15 protein-coding genes, 1 pseudogene and 1 riboswitch are annotated in these 15,705 nt (G+C 63.9%); of the genes and pseudogenes, 13 read left to right on the forward strand and 3 right to left on the reverse strand.

Translation table 11 applies throughout. The features are described 5' to 3' along the window. Window positions 1-107: 107 nt before the first annotated feature. Window positions 108-323: a dodecin gene (locus CXY73_RS18830; protein WP_104138444.1), complete on the forward strand. Its 216-nt coding sequence runs from the start codon at window positions 108-110 to the stop codon at window positions 321-323. Window positions 324-366: 43 nt separating this feature from the next. Here CXY73_RS18830 and CXY73_RS18835 read toward each other — a convergent pair whose 3' ends face one another. Continuing rightward, window positions 367-717, reverse strand: coding sequence for a LysR family transcriptional regulator (locus tag CXY73_RS18835; RefSeq protein ID WP_104138441.1), 351 nt, complete (start codon window positions 715-717; stop codon window positions 367-369). Between the two features lie 125 nt (window positions 718-842). Here CXY73_RS18835 and CXY73_RS18840 point away from each other — a divergent pair, with 125 nt between their 5' ends. From CXY73_RS18840 to gcvP, 5 genes are all read left to right on the forward strand, one after another. Next, window positions 843-1,445, forward strand: coding sequence for an LON peptidase substrate-binding domain-containing protein (locus tag CXY73_RS18840; protein ID WP_104178582.1), 603 nt, complete (start codon window positions 843-845; stop codon window positions 1,443-1,445). A gap of 99 nt (window positions 1,446-1,544) precedes the next feature. Then, complete coding sequence (locus tag CXY73_RS18845) at window positions 1,545-2,165, forward strand: DNA-3-methyladenine glycosylase I (protein WP_104178583.1); 621 nt, start codon at window positions 1,545-1,547, stop codon at window positions 2,163-2,165. A 33-nt stretch (window positions 2,166-2,198) separates the two neighbouring features. Next, window positions 2,199-2,294: riboswitch (glycine riboswitch) on the forward strand. 157 nt (window positions 2,295-2,451) lie between these two features. Beyond that, the gene (gene gcvT / locus CXY73_RS18850; RefSeq protein ID WP_104178584.1) at window positions 2,452-3,615 is read left to right on the forward strand and encodes a glycine cleavage system aminomethyltransferase GcvT; all 1,164 of its coding nucleotides are present in this window, start codon (window positions 2,452-2,454) and stop codon (window positions 3,613-3,615) included. 26 nt (window positions 3,616-3,641) lie between these two features. Then, window positions 3,642-4,013, forward strand: coding sequence for a glycine cleavage system protein GcvH (gcvH, locus tag CXY73_RS18855; protein ID WP_104138428.1), 372 nt, complete (start codon window positions 3,642-3,644; stop codon window positions 4,011-4,013). 7 nt (window positions 4,014-4,020) lie between these two features. Then, on the forward strand, window positions 4,021-6,921 hold the full coding sequence (gcvP, locus tag CXY73_RS18860) for an aminomethyl-transferring glycine dehydrogenase (RefSeq protein ID WP_104178585.1): 2,901 nt from the start codon (window positions 4,021-4,023) through the stop codon (window positions 6,919-6,921). Between the two features lie 171 nt (window positions 6,922-7,092). On the opposite strand, the gene CXY73_RS18865 is transcribed toward gcvP, so the two are convergent. Next, window positions 7,093-7,884: a CPBP family intramembrane glutamic endopeptidase gene (locus CXY73_RS18865; RefSeq protein WP_104178586.1), complete on the reverse strand. Its 792-nt coding sequence runs from the start codon at window positions 7,882-7,884 to the stop codon at window positions 7,093-7,095. A 323-nt stretch (window positions 7,885-8,207) separates the two neighbouring features. On the opposite strand from CXY73_RS18865, the gene CXY73_RS18870 reads away from it, so the two are divergent. The 4 genes from CXY73_RS18870 to CXY73_RS18885 all read left to right on the forward strand — a co-directional run bounded on the left by CXY73_RS18870 (window position 8,208) and on the right by CXY73_RS18885 (window position 13,623). Continuing rightward, window positions 8,208-9,866, forward strand: coding sequence for an ABC transporter substrate-binding protein (locus CXY73_RS18870; RefSeq protein WP_233198460.1), 1,659 nt, complete (start codon window positions 8,208-8,210; stop codon window positions 9,864-9,866). Between the two features lie 145 nt (window positions 9,867-10,011). Continuing rightward, complete coding sequence (locus CXY73_RS18875) at window positions 10,012-10,941, forward strand: ABC transporter permease (protein ID WP_104138417.1); 930 nt, start codon at window positions 10,012-10,014, stop codon at window positions 10,939-10,941. Next, complete coding sequence (locus tag CXY73_RS18880) at window positions 10,931-11,878, forward strand: ABC transporter permease (RefSeq protein WP_104138414.1); 948 nt, start codon at window positions 10,931-10,933, stop codon at window positions 11,876-11,878. Before CXY73_RS18875 ends, CXY73_RS18880 begins: the two co-directional genes overlap by 11 nt. Then, entirely contained in the window at window positions 11,875-13,623 is a 1,749-nt protein-coding gene (locus CXY73_RS18885) for an ABC transporter ATP-binding protein (protein ID WP_104178588.1), read from the forward strand. The genes CXY73_RS18880 and CXY73_RS18885 overlap by 4 nt, the downstream gene beginning before the upstream one ends. A gap of 437 nt (window positions 13,624-14,060) precedes the next feature. Here the strand turns inward: CXY73_RS18885 and CXY73_RS18890 are convergent, their stop codons facing one another. After that, window positions 14,061-14,669 (reverse strand): PH domain-containing protein, encoded by a 609-nt coding sequence (locus CXY73_RS18890; protein ID WP_146071818.1) that lies wholly within the window; start codon window positions 14,667-14,669, stop codon window positions 14,061-14,063. Between the two features lie 65 nt (window positions 14,670-14,734). On the opposite strand from CXY73_RS18890, the gene CXY73_RS23665 reads away from it, so the two are divergent. The 3 genes and pseudogenes from CXY73_RS23665 to CXY73_RS23675 form a co-directional block, all read left to right on the forward strand. Next, the gene (locus CXY73_RS23665) at window positions 14,735-14,914 is read left to right on the forward strand and encodes a hypothetical protein (protein WP_104138405.1); all 180 of its coding nucleotides are present in this window, start codon (window positions 14,735-14,737) and stop codon (window positions 14,912-14,914) included. A gap of 72 nt (window positions 14,915-14,986) precedes the next feature. Continuing rightward, window positions 14,987-15,184 (forward strand): hypothetical protein, encoded by a 198-nt coding sequence (locus CXY73_RS23670; RefSeq protein ID WP_104178589.1) that lies wholly within the window; start codon window positions 14,987-14,989, stop codon window positions 15,182-15,184. Window positions 15,185-15,314: 130 nt separating this feature from the next. Further along, a pseudogene (locus CXY73_RS23675) lies at window positions 15,315-15,705 on the forward strand (hypothetical protein); the annotation flags it as partial.

Below are 15,705 nucleotides of genomic sequence, written 5' to 3' on the forward strand. Positions count from 1 at the left end.
ACTCGAGCCAGCGAGGTACGCAAAAATACCGAACCACCTGTTGCGCGTCGTTCGTCCGCAGTACCGTGGCCCTATCCGTTCACCGTCGAACAACCAGGGAGCACACAATGACTGACAATACCTATCGTGTTATCGAAGTGGTCGGAACGTCAAAGGTGGGTTCTGATGAGGCCATCGCCAACGCGGTTCAGCGCGCTACCGAGACGGTGCAGAACCTTGACTGGTTTGAGGTCGTGCAGATCAGAGGCCATATTGTAGATGGGGCCGTTGACTACTTTCAGGTGCAGATGAAACTCGGCTTCAAGCTCATCGCGCTGAGCTAGTGTCTTCCGCTTGGTAGCTGGCGCGAAGGGTCGCGTGCGCAAGCTACCGAGACTGGCGCTTTTTGCCGAGCTTCGGTTGGCCCTTCACCGCGGGGGCGCGGCCCTTGCCCTTGTTCGCCTTCGCCTTGCCTCCGCCGGAACCGCCGCCGGGCTGCGAGCTGCGGGCAGCCTTCTGCGCGAGTTCCAGGCGGGCATCGGCGAGAAAGGCCACGCCGATCTCGGTCAGTGTCGTGCTGTCGGCAGCACGGTCGAACAGGGCGTAGCCGAGTTCTGCCTCGACCTGCTTGACCGACGCGCTGAGCGTGTCGCGCGAGATGGCCAGTGCCTGCGCGGCGCGGGCGAAATCGGGAGCCTCGGCGGCGGCCACGAAGTGTCCTAGCAGGGTGATGTCCACAAACAGCCTCTCGTTCTTCCGCAGATGGAGCGGGAGACCTTCTAGGCTACGCGTCGAATGCGGCCTATTCCAATCCGTCGCGCACGGGGCTTGGCGGAACGCCGTCGACGTGGTTCGCTGGGTGCATGACGACCCTGCCGATGTTTCCCCTGGGATCAGTGCTGTTTCCCTACATGCCGCTGCAACTGCGTGTGTTCGAGGAACGCTACCTCGTCATGCTGGCCAGGGTGCTCGATTCGGAGCCGGCCGAGTTCGGCGTCGTGCTCATTGAACGCGGGCAGGAAGTCGGCGGCGGCGAACGTCGGTTCAGCGTCGGCACCGTCGCCCGGGTCACCCAGTTTGAAGCGCCGGAGGGTTACCTCGGGTTGGTCGTGCAGGGCGAGCGCAGAATCGAGGTGACCGAGTGGATGCCGGAGGACCCGCATCCCCTCGCCACGGTTCGTGTGCTGTCCGACCTGGAATGGGACGATGCGCTGTTGCCGCGCCGTGAACAGGCCGAGCAACTTGTGCGCCGTACCCTGTCACTGGCGAGCGAGTTCAGCGACCAGGAGTGGTCGCCCGATGTGGTGCTCTCGCACGACCCGACCGCCGCCGCCTGGCAGCTCGCCGCGATCACCCCGGTCGGACCGCTCGACCAGATCGCGCTGCTACGCTCGCCCACCATGGAAGCCCTGCTCGACAACATCATCGAGCTGACCCAGGCCGCGGCCGAGGCCCTGGCCTGGTGACACTCGTCGCACCGTGGGTTTCGACCCGAAAACCAAAAATCGCCTTAAACTCACACCTCGGCAAACGAAGCCTGCGGGGAGCGGTGTCTAATGGGGTAGATGACTTCACCAGCGGATGCGCCTCCACCACCCTCCGGCGCGATCGTCGGCCCCGACGGGCTTGCCCGCCCTGCGTGGGCCTCGGTCGACCCGATGCTGCGCGACTACTACGACACCGAGTGGGGCGTGCCGGTGCGCACCGAGCACGCCCTGTTCGAGCGGATCAGCCTCGAGGCGTTCCAATCCGGGCTGTCCTGGGCCATTATCCTGCGGAAGCGCCCCGGGTTCCGCACGGCCTTCGCCGACTTCGACCCTGACCGAATCGCCGCTTTCGACGAGAACGACGTGGCGCGTTTGCTCCAGGACGAGCAGATCGTGCGCAACCGCCTCAAGGTTCGCGCGACGATCACCAACGCCAAGGCGACGGTTGCGCTGCGGGAGCAGGGCGGACTGGTCGACTTTGTCTGGGGGTTCCAGCCCGCCACAACGCCCCAGCCGCGAACGCAGGCCGACGTGCCGACCAGCTCCGAGGCATCCGTTTCGCTGGCGAAGGCCCTCAAGAAGGTCGGCTTCGTCTTTGTCGGCCCGACCACGATGTTCGCGCTGATGGAGGCGATCGGCATGATCGACACCCACCTGCTAGACAGTCACCGTCGCGGAAGCAGCGGAGTGTGGGGCTAGGCTGAGCGCTATCACAACTGAATATCGGGCCATATGGACGGTGCGGGAGAGTTCGGCGCATAAGCGCACGAACACCGAAGGAGCAATCCTCCCCGACAATCTCTCAGGTACTCGTACCGCATCGAACTGGCCACTCTGAAAAGTAGATTGTGCGTGCCCGACAGTCTCGCCCACGGTGAAAGTCAGTGCCCGCGCGCTGGTGAAGCTCTCAGGCACGAGCGACAGAGGGGGAGTTCCCACGCGGTTCAGTCGAGCCGTGCACACCATCCTGTGACCCGGAGAACTCATGACCACGGCCGATTCCAGCACCCCCGACTCCACCGATTCACGAAATAGCGAACGTTTCTCCCCGCTGCACCAGGCGCACGTTGATGCCGGTGCCAGCTTCACCGACTTCGCCGGCTGGCAGATGCCGGTGCGGTACTCGAGCGATCTCGCCGAGCACCACGCCGTGCGCAACGCGGCGGGCCTGTTCGACCTGTCCCACATGGCCGAAATCCTGGTCGAAGGCACGGATGCCGCCGCCTACCTTGACTATGCGCTGGCCGGCCAGCTCTCAGGTGTCGAACTCTGGCAGGCCAAGTACAGCCTGCTGTTGGCCGAGAACGGCGGCATCATCGACGACCTCGTCGTTTACCGTCTCGACGGAAGCAAGTTTCTAATCGTGGCCAACGCCGGCAACCGGTTCGCCGCGTTCGACGCGTTGCTCGCCCGCGCCGAAGACTTCGACGTGAGCGTCGTTGATCAGAGCGACGATTACGCCCTGATCGCCGTGCAGGGCCCGAACGCACTTGCCATTCTGCGCGCCACCAGCGGCATCACCGACGTCGGCACCGACCTGCTGCTCATGAAGTATTACCGCATCACGGATGCCTTCTTCCGCGGCCAGCCGCTGCTGGTCGCCCGCACGGGGTACACCGGTGAAGACGGTTTCGAGCTCTACCTCGCGGCAGACCATGCCCGCGAACTCTGGGATGCACTCACGAGCGCCGGCGCCGAAATGGGGCTGGTCCCCGCCGGGCTGGCCAGTCGCGATACGCTCCGGCTAGAGGCAGGCATGCCGCTCTACGGACACGAACTCACCCTGAATACTTTCCCGGCCCAGGCGGGCCTCGGCCGAGTGGTCAATTTGAAGAAGGAGAACAACTTCGTCGGCCGAGCGGCAAGCGCTGCGGGGCCGGAGGCTGGGGCATCCGTTTTGGTCGGTCTGATTGCCGCTGGCAAGCGTGCCGGACGCGCGGACTACAAGATTTTCCGCAGCGTCGACGCGGAAAACGCCGACGGCATCATCACCAGTGGTGCCCTGTCGCCGACCCTCGGTTACCCGATCGCCATGGCCTACGTCACGCCCGACCTTTCCCGTCTCGGCACCGAGGTCTACGTCGACGTGCGGGGTACACGCATTCCGGCGACCGTCACCTCGCTCCCCTTCTATAAGCGCGTCAAGTAGACCCTCAACCTGCGAAAGGCAACCCCATGACAGACACATCCTCGCTTCAGTACACCGCCGAGCACGAGTGGGTTTTAGTCGACGGTAGCGTCGCGACCGTCGGCATCACCGCGTATGCCGCCGAAAAGCTCGGTGACGTCGTTTTCGTCGAACTGCCGGGCGTCGGCAGCACCGTGGCCAGCGGCACGGTCGTCGGCGAAATCGAATCGACCAAGTCGGTCGGTGAACTGTTCGCTCCGGTGAACGGCACCGTCACAGAAACCAACGACGCCGTTGTGGACAGCCCCGAACTAGTCAACAGCGACCCCTTCGGCGCGGGCTGGCTGATCAAGGTCGAATTCGAGACCCTCCCAACGCTGCTCAGCTTTGCCGAGTACTCCGCTCTGATCGGGGAGTAGTCGCATTATGAGCCAGGCTTTCACGCAGCGTCACATCGGAACGGATGTTGACGCCCAGTCCCACATGCTCGCTACGCTCGGCTACGACTCGGTGGAACACCTCGTCTCCGCCGCCATGCCGGCATCGATCCACGCCGATCTGTTTCGGCAGGACGGCGACAGTGCCCTGCCACTTGCCGCGACCGAGAACGAGGCCGTCGCCGAACTGCGCGCCCTCGCCAGCCACAACACGGTCAAACGCTCGATGATCGGCCTCGGCTACTACGACACCTTCACGCCCGCTGTGATCAAGCGTAACGTGTTCGAAAACCCCAGCTGGTACACCGCCTACACGCCCTACCAGCCGGAAATCTCGCAGGGGCGGCTCGAAGCCCTGATCAATTTTCAGACCATGATCGCCGACCTCACCGGGCTGACCACGGCCAACGCGTCGATGCTCGACGAGTCGACGGCCGTCGTCGAAGGCATGCTGCTCGCCCTGCGCGCGTCAAAGTCGGGCTCACGTCGATTCATCGTTGACGCGGATGCCTTCCCCCAGACCCACGCGCTGCTCGCCAATCGCGCCGCCGCACTTGGCATCGAGCTCGCCCAGGTTGCTCTGAACGAGCAGACCACGGCTGAGGATCTCGGTGACTATTTCGGTGTCTTCGTGCAGTACCCGTCCGGCTCCGGTCGCATCTGGAACCCGCAGACCGTCATCGACCTGGCGCACGAACATAAGGCGCTCGCCGTTGTGGCCGCCGACCTGCTCGCGCTCGCCCTGCTGAAGTCGCCCGGCGACCTCGGCGCTGATGTGGCCGTCGGCACCAGCCAGCGTTTTGGCGTGCCGATGGGCTTCGGCGGACCGCACGCCGGCTACATGGCCGTGCGCAAGGGCCTCGAACGCCAGCTACCCGGTCGCCTGGTCGGAGTGAGTGTGGACGCCGCCGGCCACCCGGCCTACCGCCTCGCCCTGCAGGTACGCGAACAGCATATTCGCCGCGACAAGGCGACCTCGAACATCTGCACCGCCCAGGTGCTGCTCGCCGTCATGGCTGGCATGTACGCCGTTTACCACGGGCCGCAGGGCCTGAAAACGATCGCCACCCGGGTGCACGAGCGGGCCGGGGCACTCGTCGCCGCCCTGCGCGCCATTGACGTTGACGTGCTCACCGACGCCTTCTTTGACACGTTCCAGATCAACGTGCCGGCGGGCGCTGCCGAGGTCGTCGCGAAGGCAGCCGCGAGCGGCTACAACCTGCACCAAGTCGATGCGAACACCATCAGCGTGTCGGTAGATGAGACCACCACGCTCGCTGACCTCTCCTATGTCGTCGGAGCGTTCGGCGGCCGCTCTGCATTTGGCCACGTCGACTTCGACGCCGTGCAGCACGGACTGCCGACCGATCTCGACCGTACGAGCGAGTTCCTCACCCACCCGGTCTTCAACACACACCGCTCCGAGACCAGCATGATGCGCTACCTCAAACGCCTTGCCGACTACGACTATGCCCTCGACCGCGGCATGATCCCGCTCGGCTCCTGCACCATGAAGCTCAACGCGGCGAGCGAAATGGAGGCCGTCAGCTGGCCCGAGTTTGCGGGCATCCACCCCTTCGCGCCGCGCGCCGACGTCGAGGGCTACCTGCACCTCGTGCGCCAGCTCGAAACCTGGCTAACGGACGTCACCGGTTACGACACAGTGTCGCTCCAGCCGAACGCCGGCAGCCAGGGTGAACTGGCCGGTCTGCTCGCCATTCGCGGCTACCACCAGTCCAATGGAGAGAGTGCCCGCACGGTCTGTCTGATCCCGTCGAGCGCGCACGGCACCAACGCGGCATCCGCTGCCCTGGCCGGCATGCGTGTCGTGGTCGTGGCCTGCGACGAGCTCGGCAACGTCGACCTCGTCGATCTGCACGCCAAGATCGCCGAGCACGCCGCCGATCTGGCCGCGTTGATGATCACCTACCCGTCCACTCATGGCGTCTATGAGCACGAAGTCGGCACTATCTGCGCGGCCGTGCACGCGGCCGGTGGCCAGGTCTACGTCGACGGTGCCAACCTCAACGCACTGCTCGGGTTCGCCCGGTACGGCGATTTCGGTGGCGACGTCTCGCACCTGAACCTGCACAAGACCTTCTGCATCCCGCACGGCGGCGGCGGGCCGGGCGTCGGTCCGGTCGCGGCCAAGGCGCATCTCGCGGCGTTCCTGCCTGGGCATCCGCTCGCCCAGAGTGACGAGCATTACCTGCTCAGCAGTGGGGGAGTCTCGGCCACCGTCGTTCACGCTGGCGGACCGGTCTCGGCCGCGCCCTACGGCAGCCCGAGCATCCTGCCCATCTCCTGGGCCTACGTGCGCATGATGGGTGTCGACGGACTCAAGCACGCCACCGGTGCCGCAGTGCTCGCCGCCAACTACGTCGCCAAACGCCTTGAGAACAGCTTCCCGCTCCTCTACTCCGGCGAAAACGGCCTGGTCGCCCACGAATGCATCCTCGACCTGCGTCCGCTCACCGCGGCTACGGGGATCAGCGTCGACGACGTGGCCAAACGCCTCATTGACTACGGCTTCCACTCGCCGACCATGAGCTTTCCGGTGGCCGGCACGCTCATGGTCGAACCCACCGAAAGCGAAGACCTCGGCGAAATCGACCGTTTCATCGACGCCATGATCGCGATCAAGGGTGAAGCGGATGCCGTCGCCGCGGGCCGCTGGCCCGCCGACGACAACCCGTTGCACAACGCGCCGCACACCGCGCAGTCCGTAATCGAGGGGGAGTGGGAGCATCCGTACGACCGGGCCACGGCGGTGTATCCGCTGGCGTCACTGGTGCGGAACAAATACTGGCCGCCGGTGCGTCGCATCGACAACGCCTACGGCGACCGCAACCTGGTCTGTGCCTGCCCGCCGCCGGAGGCGTTCGAGTAGAACCGCCCAGGCCTATCCGCGCACCAAGGTTCGCCGCCGCCCCATACGGGTGGCCGCTACGGTAACCGCCGTAACGGCCACCCGTATGGGGCGCGCCCAAGCAAGCCGGTCCTCATGCCCTGCCAGCTGGTCGATCGCTCGTGCTGCGGGCCTCGCGCCTCGACCAGCAGGTCAGCCGGTCGGAGCGAGCAGCCCCGGCCACCAGGCCAGCGCGAGCGGATACCCGACGAACGAGAGAATGTCGAGCAGCCAGTGCGTCACCACGAGCGGCATGGTGCGCCCCCGGCGGGTGTAGCACCAGCCGAACACGACCCCCATGGCCACGTTGCCGAAGAACGGTCCGACGCCCTGGTACAGGTGATAGCTCCCACGCAGCACAGCCGAGCTCAGAACGATCGTCCAGGTCGACCAGCCGAGCTCCCGCAGCCGGGTGAACAGGTAGCCGACCACGATGATCTCTTCAACCAGCGCGGCCTTCAAGGCGGCGAATACCAAAATAGGTATGGTCCACCAGAACGTGTCGAGCGGTGACGGCACCACGGCCACGGTGAAGCCGAACGCCCGTCCCGCCAGGTAGAGCGCGAGCCCCGGAACACCGATCACGAGCAGCAGCCCGAACCCGCCGAGCAGGTCCTTGCCCGGCCGGGTCAGATCGAAGCCGAGCCGGGTGAACGGGTTCTGCCCAGGCCGCCACAGCAGAAATATCACCAGGGCCACCGCCGCGAGCCCGAACGCGATGCCGAGAAACTGGTAGGTGAAGTCGAGCCACTCGCGGGTCGACTGCGAGCCGTTGATCGTCGCCGATTGGTCGGCGAGCGGTGTCATGTCCGTCAGCCGGGCCACGATCGACACGATCGAGTACACGGCCGACGCCCCGAGCGATAAGGCGAGTACAATCCCGATCTCCCAGTACAACGGTGAGTTACCGAGCCGGGAACGGTGCGGGGCGGATGCTGGCGGCATGGCCCTATCCTGCCACCCCGGCATCCGCAGGCGCTTGCGCCCTGACCGCGGGAAGCCATCTGCTCAAAAAGGTGCCCTGCAACATAAGTGCAAGATTGCGTCGCGTTACGCTCAATAGTTGCCGGATATATTGCGCGTCGGTAACATTCTCCGCCTGATTGCTCATTCTGGGCGGGTTACAAACTAGGGTCGTAATAACCCCCCCAAGGTTGAGCCGGGTCTTCCGCGGTCAAAATTGGGTTGACTCTACTGGCGCGTGACACGGTTAAGAGCTGTGTCCGTCGCCCTTTCGTGCATAGGAGCAAGAATTGAAAATCAGGAGAATGGGCATTGTTGCCATCGCTCTCGCATCTACCGGAGCCCTCGTGCTCTCGGGATGCGCTGGAGAATCAACGACATCCGCTGACGGCACCGCGATCATCACCACGAACGGCACCGAGCCGCAGATGTCGCTGATCCCGACCAACACCACCGAGGTTGGTGGCGGAAAGATCGTCACGTCCATCTTCGCCGGACTGGTCTCGTACTCGGCCGCGGGCGAAATCGAGAACGAGGTCGCTAAGTCGATCGAGTCCGACGACGCCACGACCTGGACCGTCACCCTAAACGACGACTGGACCTTCACCAACGACGAGCCCGTTACAGCATCGTCATTCGTTGATGCCTGGAACTACGGCGCGCTGTCTACCAACGCGCAGGGTTCCTCCTATTTCTTCGACAACATCGTTGGCTACTCCGACGTCTCCAACATGATCGACGACCCGACCGGTGCGACCGACGAGAGCGGCAGCGTTCTTCGCGTCGCCTCGCCGCTCGCCGAGACTATGTCCGGCCTGACCGTCGTCGACGACACGACGTTCACAGTAGAGCTCGCCGGAACCGAAGCCGACTGGCCGCTCCGCCTGGGCTACTCGGCGTACTCGCCGCTGCCCGAGGTTGCTTTTGAGGACATGGACGCCTTCGGTCAGAACCCGATCGGCAACGGCCCGTACATGCTCGCCGGTGACGATGCCTGGCAGCACGAGGTGCAAATCGAACTCGTCACCAACCCGAACTACGCGGGCGTGCGCACTCCAGCCAATGATGGATTGACCATCATCTTCTACGCCTCCTTTGATGCCGCCTATGCGGCCGTGCAGGGCGGCGACCTCGACGTGCTCGATGCCATCCCCGAATCCGCCCTCGCGAGCTACGAGTCGGACTTCCCGGAGACCTTCATTAACGAGCCCGCCGCGGTATTCCAGTCCTTCAACATGCCGTACTACCTCGAGCACTGGTCGGGCGATGAGGGCAAGCTGCGTCGTGCCGCCGTCTCCATGGCCATTGACCGCGCCGAGATCACCGACGTTGTCTTCCAGAACACCCGCACCCCCGCCACCGACTTCACCTCCCCGGTCATCGATGGCTACTCCGATTCACTCGCGGGTTCCGAAGTGCTCGACTTTAACCCCGAAGAGGCCGTCGCACTCTGGGCCGAAGCCGACGCCATCTCGCCTTACACCGGCACCTTTGACATTGCTTACAACGCGGATGGACCCCACCAAGTCTGGGTCGACGCCGTCGTTAACAGCGTCAAGAACACGCTCGGCATCGACGCAGTTGGCAAGCCGTACCCGACCTTCGGCGCTGCGCTCGAAGACCGTGACGCTCAGGCACTGACCGGTGCCACTCGCGCCGGCTGGCAGGCCGACTACCCGTCGCTGTACAACTTCCTTGCGCCGCTGTACCAGACCGGTGCCGGCTCGAACTACGAGGGCTACAGCAGCGAAGCGTTCGACACACTCCTCAAGGAAGGCGCCGCGGCGTCCAGCGTTGAAGAAGCCACCGCCAAGTACGTCGAGGCTCAGGAAGTCCTGCTGCAGGACCTCCCGACCATCCCGCTGTGGTACCAGAACACCTCGGGTGTCTGGTCTGACACGGTGAGCAACGTTGAGTTCGGCTGGGATTCCGTGCCGCTTTACCACGAGATCACCAAGAACTAATCGTTCGTTCCTAGTACGTCGTTACGAGAGGCCCGGGGGTCATTCCCCGGGCCTCTCGAGTTCCGCTTAATGATTGCGAATCTTTCATGCACTCAACTTCATCCGTGCCGATCAGCACCGTGTCAACTGCGCCGACGGGTAGCTGATGCTCTGGTACACGGGCAAACGTCTGCTCCAAATGATCCCCGTTTTCTTCGGCGCGACGTTCCTCATCTACTTCATGGTGTTCTCCCTCCCCGGAGATCCGATCGCTGCCCTCTACGGCGAACGCCCGCCGTCGGACGCCGTCATCGCCCAGATTCGCGCCGAGTACAACCTCGACAAGCCGTTCCTCGTGCAATACCTGCTCTATATCGGCAACTTCTTCCAGGGCGACCTCGGCACCACCTACTCCGGTCGCTCCGTCTCCGACGTGATGGCCTCTGCCTTCCCGATCACTGCCCGTCTGGCTATGCTCGCCCTAGCCTTCGAAGCGTTCTTCGGCATTCTCGTCGGCCTCATTGCCGGCCTGCGCAAGGGCAAGTTGTTCGATGCGAGCGCCCTCGTCGTAAGCCTGCTGCTGATCAGCGTGCCGACCTTCGTGATCGGCTTCGTACTGCAATTCGTCTTCGGCGTGCAACTGGGCTGGGCGCGCACGACCGTCAGTGGTGCTGCACCGATCGACGAACTGATTTTGCCAGCGCTGGTGCTGGCATCCGTTTCATTTGCCTATATTGTGCGCCTCACGCGGGCCAGCGTGTCGGACAACCTCAACGCCGACTTTGTTCGCACCGCCACGGCCAAGGGACTCTCCCGCCCGCGCGTCGTGACCGTGCACGTGCTGCGCAACTCGCTCGTACCCGTAATCACCTTTCTCGGCGTCGACATCGGCTCGCTCATGGTCGGTGCCATCGTCACAGAGGGAATCTTCAACATCAACGGGGTGGGTGGAACCGTGTTCAAGGCCATTCGCCTCGGCGAAGGACCGACCGTGGTGTCGTTCATCGCCGTCATGGTCGTGATCTTTGTGCTCGCCAACCTGCTCGTCGATCTGCTGTACGCAGCTCTGGACCCAAGGATCCGTTATGCCAAGTAAGAACCAGGGCGCGCAGCCGCACTTCGTTGCAGCGCTCGAAGACACCCCTCTCGTGGCGATCGACCACCTCGACGAGACCGCGAAAGCGCGCAGCACCTGGGCGGATGCCTGGGATGCGATGCGTCGTCGGCCTGCCTTCTGGATTTCCTCCGGACTCATACTGCTCATCGTCGCGGTGGCGCTGATACCCGGATGGTTTTCCTCGGTGTCACCGACCCAGTGCCAGCTGTCGGACAGCAACGGGGTTCCGCAGTCCGGGCATCCGCTCGGATTCACCTTTCAGGGCTGCGACGTTTATGCCCGAATCATCTTCGGTACCAGCGCCTCGGTAACCGTCGGCATGTTGGCCGCATCGATTGTGACCCTGTTCGGTCTCATCGTCGGTGCCCTCGCCGGCTACTACGGCGGATTCCTCGACGCCGTCGTTTCGCGCATCGGCGACATCTTCTTCGCCGTTCCGACCGTGCTCGGCGCCATCGTGCTGCTCTCGGTGCTGCCCGACCGCACCCCGGTGGTCATCGCGTTGGTTATCTCGATCTTCGCCTGGCCGCAGGTCGCGCGCATCATGCGCGGCGCGGTACTGACCGCGCGAAACTCGGACTACGTGGTGGCCTCGGTCGCACTCGGCGTGTCCAAGTTCAAGATTCTGGTGCGCCACGTCGTTCCTAACGCGATCGCCCCCGTTATCGTCATCGCGACGGTCTCACTCGGCACCTTTATCGTTGCCGAAGCCACGCTCTCCTTCCTCGGTATCGGCCTCGGCCCCGGCACGATGTCGTGGGGACGCGATATCGGCGAGGCGCAGACATCCATTCGTACGAGCCCGCAGGTGCTGTTGTACCCCTCGATTGCGCTCTCTTTGACCGTGCTGGCGTTCCTCATGCTCGGTGACGTGCTGCGCGACGCGCTCGATCCCCAGGCGAGGGCACGCCGATGACCCAGTTAGTGACCGAAACCGTGAATAAGACTCCCCCCGCCGGCTCCGAACCACTCTTGGAGGTCCGCGACCTCGAGGTCGGCTTCCGCACCCAGCGCGGCATCGTGCCCGCCGTGCGCGGCGTCAGCCTCACGCTTTACCCCGGTCAGACCCTCGCGATCGTCGGGGAGTCCGGTTCGGGCAAGACCACGACGGCCCAAGCGATCATTAAACTGTTGGCCGGCACCGGCCAGGTGACCGGCGGGCAGATCCTGTTCGAGGGTCGCGACCTGACCATTCTGAACGCCACCGACATGCAGGCCGTGCGCGGCCGCGAGATCGGCTACGTTCCGCAGGACCCGATGAGCAACCTCAACCCGGTGTGGAACATCGGTTTTCAGGTGTCCGAAGCCATCAAGGCCAACAGCGGACTTCGCGGCAAGCCCGTGAGGGCGCGCACCATTGAAGTGCTGCAAGAGGCGGGTCTGGCGGATGCCGCTGACCGGCTCAAGCAATACCCGCACCAATTCTCCGGCGGCATGCGTCAGCGTGTGCTCATCGGTATCGGACTGTCGGCCCGGCCGAAACTGCTCATCGCCGACGAGCCGACCAGTGCGCTCGACGTCACCGTGCAGCGCCAGATTCTCGACCACCTGGCCACCCTCACCCGGGATTACGGCACCAGCGTCCTGTTTATTACTCACGACCTCGGTCTCGCCGCGGAGCGGGCCGAGCAGCTCGTCGTGATGTACAAGGGCAAGATCGTCGAATCGGGCCCGTCGCAGGAGATCCTCGCCAACCCGCAGCACCCGTACACCCAGCGTCTGGTGGCGGCCGCGCCGAGCCTCGCCTCGCGTCGCATTCAGGCCAAGAAGAACGAGGATGGCCCGGCGACCGAAATCTTCTCGGCCGGAGGCACGGACACCGCGCTGATTCAGCGTGCTACAGACCGTGAACTTGCAGCCTCGGGCAAGGACCTCATCTCGGTCGAGGGCATCACCAAGATGTATCGCATTCGTAAGTCCGGATTGCGTTTCGACGAGCTTCTCGCTGTGAACGACGTATCGTTCGGGGTGAAGAAGGGCACCACCACGGCGATCGTGGGGGAGTCCGGTTCCGGCAAGTCCACCGTGGCCAAGCTCATTCTGCAGCTCGAGGGCCTCACCAGCGGGCGGATTGAATTCGAGGGGCGCGACGTCGCTGGCTTGAAGGGGCGCGAGCTGCTGAACTTCCGCCGCCGCGTGCAGCCCGTGTTCCAAGATCCGTACGGTTCGCTCGACCCGCAGTACAACGTGGGAAACACCATCGCCGAGCCGCTGCTCGCGCACAAGGTTGGCACCAAGCGGGAGCGGCAGAAGCGTGTGCTGCAGCTGCTCGATCAGGTGTCCCTGCCCGCGTCGACCCAGTTTAGATACCCGAGCGAACTCTCCGGTGGCCAGCGTCAGCGCATCGCGATCGCGCGAGCTTTGGCATTGAAGCCCGACGTGCTCGTGCTCGACGAAGCCGTCTCCGCACTCGATGTGCTTGTGCAGGGTCAGATCCTGAACCTGCTTACCGAGTTGCAGACGGACCTGGGTCTGACGTATCTGTTCATCACGCACGACCTCGCTGTCGTGCGCCTGGTCGCCGACAATGTCTGCGTCATGCAGAAGGGACGCATCGTCGAAGCCTCGTCGACCGACGACGTGTTCGACAACCCGCGGGAGGTCTACACGCAGGAACTGCTGGCGGCAATCCCCGGAGCGAACTTTGAGTTCGGGCGGTAGTCGAACGCTTTCTGCAATCCAGGCCCGACTGGTAATTATTCCGGTCGGGCCTTTCGTCTACCGACTGCCGGGCATGGCATCTTGTGGTTGTTTGCCCCCAAACGAACGAAACGCTTCGTCCTTACGGAGCAGACGCGGGATTTGTGCAGAATGCGCGACTGGAACGATGAAGAATGGTGCAATTTCATAACGGTTCGGGTATTTCTTTGGCGAAAATGATAGATCTTCTTTATTGCCCTAGCCGGCCGCACTCGACTCGCGGCCGCAGCACGACGAACCGGTCACAGCGGATGACATGATTCTTGCCTGGGCGATCGGATCCGGATACTACGACAGGGCGACGATAGGCCCGGACACTGCGCATGTAACCACAGGCACCCAATACTTTGAGATGGGCGGCAGCACCGCAGGCCTCGACACGACCCCGTTCCGCGAGGCTAGGCAAGAAATATCGCCAGAAGGGATGCCGCAGCGCCCGCCACCAGCGCGCCGCAGCGTCCCCATGCCCAGACGACCTCAACGGGGGTCTGGGCTGCGAGGCCGCTGTCTACCTGGCCGCTGCGCTGCAACGCGTCCCAGCGCGAGCGCACCAGTTGCGCCGCCTGGCCGGACTCACTTCCAGGCAGGTCGCCGAGCCGCGGCGGGCCGCTGACATAGGGTACCGGGTCGGTGATCTTACGACGTCCGGCGCTGGTCTGGCTCCGGCCGGGCGCCGGGGCGCAGTAGACCGCGAACTTGTGCCCCGGCGTGTACAGGGTGAGTGCGAACTTGGTGTCGACGTGCACGAGCGCCTCCCACGGCACAACGATGGTGCGCAGCGGATTACGAATGGTCACGACATCGTCGCTCACTTGCAAGTCGGGCCGCCAGAGCACCTCCCAGACGAACAGCATGACGAACAGGGCCGGAACGGCGAGCCAGCGGTTCGATGTGGTGGGCAGCAGGAACAGGCTGAGCGCGCTGAGCGCGGCAACCGTGGCAAAGATGGTGGCGATGATGCGGTTGAACCGCGAGTAGAAAACATTCGGGTCGGAAGCGACGGGCATGCAGCCATGCTGCCAGATTTTGTTTGCACCCACCGCACGAGCAGCTTCGATGAAGGCAGGATTTCATGACCGACGAGGCGACGACCACATTGTCTCCCCGCGTGCTGCAGGTCACCGACCTCACCGTGCACTCCGGCGTCGATAACGTCTGGGTGCCGGCCGCGCTCAGCCTGAACTATTCGATCGAGCTGGGCAAGGTGTTCGCCATCGTTGGCAAGTCAGGCTCGGGCAAGAGTGCCAGCTAGACGACTATTCTCGACCTGCTCCCCGAAAACAGCCGCATCTTTGGCAGCGTCAAGCTCAGTAGCCGCGAGCTTATGGAACTGAAGCCCGCTCAGATGCACACGGTGCGCGGCGGCCAGATAGCGATGATCTTTCAGGAACCGATGACGACGCTCAACCCGGTCGACACGATCGGGTTTCAGATCATCGAGACCCTGCGCGCCCACTTCGGCATATCCCCCTCGCAGGCCAAGACGCGCGCTGGAGCTGCTCGACATGGTCGAACTGCTTAATCTGCTGATGGCGTTCAACTCCTACCCCCACCGATTGAGCGGTGGGCAACGTTAGCGTGCCATGATCGCCCAATCCGTCTCCCATGACCCGCAATTGCTCATTGCCGACTAACCCACGACCGCCCTCGACGTGACCGTGCAGGCCGAAATTCCCGACCTGCTGCGGAGCCTCCGCGATCGACTGGACAGCGCCATCCGCTTGATCACTCACGACATGCGCGCCGTGGTCGACCTTGCCGATGCGGTGCTCGCTGCTCGTATCGAGGTCAACGAGCGACTCGCGAGTGAGGCGGCAGCGGCGGCCAGAAATGACCGTCGAGAAGTGGTTGTCAAGTTTGAGGATGTCGTCAGCGAGTATCCCGAGTACGGTCGCGTCGCGGCCTTGTGCGCCGTCGACGAGGTGAACCTGTATGTGCGTCAGGGGGAAGCGCTCGGGCGCGTGGGGGGTGCCCCTATGTTTTTGTCAAGCAGCGAGTTGGTGTTCAGTTTCGTAGAGGGTGCCGTCTCGCAGCATGGCGAAT

This window comes from Cryobacterium sp. Y50 (assembly GCF_002929805.1).
Lineage (GTDB): Bacteria > Actinomycetota > Actinomycetes > Actinomycetales > Microbacteriaceae > Cryobacterium.

What these genes read in the sequence shown, in the direction of transcription:
- CXY73_RS18830 (WP_104138444.1), top strand. Translation starts at nt 108, where the DNA reads ATGACTGACAATACCTATCGTGTTATCGAAGTGGTCGGAACGTCAAAG.
- CXY73_RS18840 (WP_104178582.1), top strand. Translation starts at nt 843, where the DNA reads ATGACGACCCTGCCGATGTTTCCCCTGGGATCAGTGCTGTTTCCCTAC.
- CXY73_RS18845 (WP_104178583.1), top strand. Translation starts at nt 1,545, where the DNA reads ATGACTTCACCAGCGGATGCGCCTCCACCACCCTCCGGCGCGATCGTC.
- gcvT (WP_104178584.1), top strand. Translation starts at nt 2,452, where the DNA reads ATGACCACGGCCGATTCCAGCACCCCCGACTCCACCGATTCACGAAAT.
- gcvH (WP_104138428.1), top strand. Translation starts at nt 3,642, where the DNA reads ATGACAGACACATCCTCGCTTCAGTACACCGCCGAGCACGAGTGGGTT.
- gcvP (WP_104178585.1), top strand. Translation starts at nt 4,021, where the DNA reads ATGAGCCAGGCTTTCACGCAGCGTCACATCGGAACGGATGTTGACGCC.
- CXY73_RS18865 (WP_104178586.1), bottom strand. Translation starts at nt 7,884, where the DNA reads ATGCCGCCAGCATCCGCCCCGCACCGTTCCCGGCTCGGTAACTCACCG.
- CXY73_RS18870 (WP_233198460.1), top strand. Translation starts at nt 8,208, where the DNA reads ATGGGCATTGTTGCCATCGCTCTCGCATCTACCGGAGCCCTCGTGCTC.
- CXY73_RS18875 (WP_104138417.1), top strand. Translation starts at nt 10,012, where the DNA reads ATGCTCTGGTACACGGGCAAACGTCTGCTCCAAATGATCCCCGTTTTC.
- CXY73_RS18880 (WP_104138414.1), top strand. Translation starts at nt 10,931, where the DNA reads ATGCCAAGTAAGAACCAGGGCGCGCAGCCGCACTTCGTTGCAGCGCTC.
- CXY73_RS18885 (WP_104178588.1), top strand. Translation starts at nt 11,875, where the DNA reads ATGACCCAGTTAGTGACCGAAACCGTGAATAAGACTCCCCCCGCCGGC.
- CXY73_RS18890 (WP_146071818.1), bottom strand. Translation starts at nt 14,669, where the DNA reads ATGCCCGTCGCTTCCGACCCGAATGTTTTCTACTCGCGGTTCAACCGC.
- CXY73_RS23665 (WP_104138405.1), top strand. Translation starts at nt 14,735, where the DNA reads ATGACCGACGAGGCGACGACCACATTGTCTCCCCGCGTGCTGCAGGTC.
- CXY73_RS23670 (WP_104178589.1), top strand. Translation starts at nt 14,987, where the DNA reads ATGGAACTGAAGCCCGCTCAGATGCACACGGTGCGCGGCGGCCAGATA.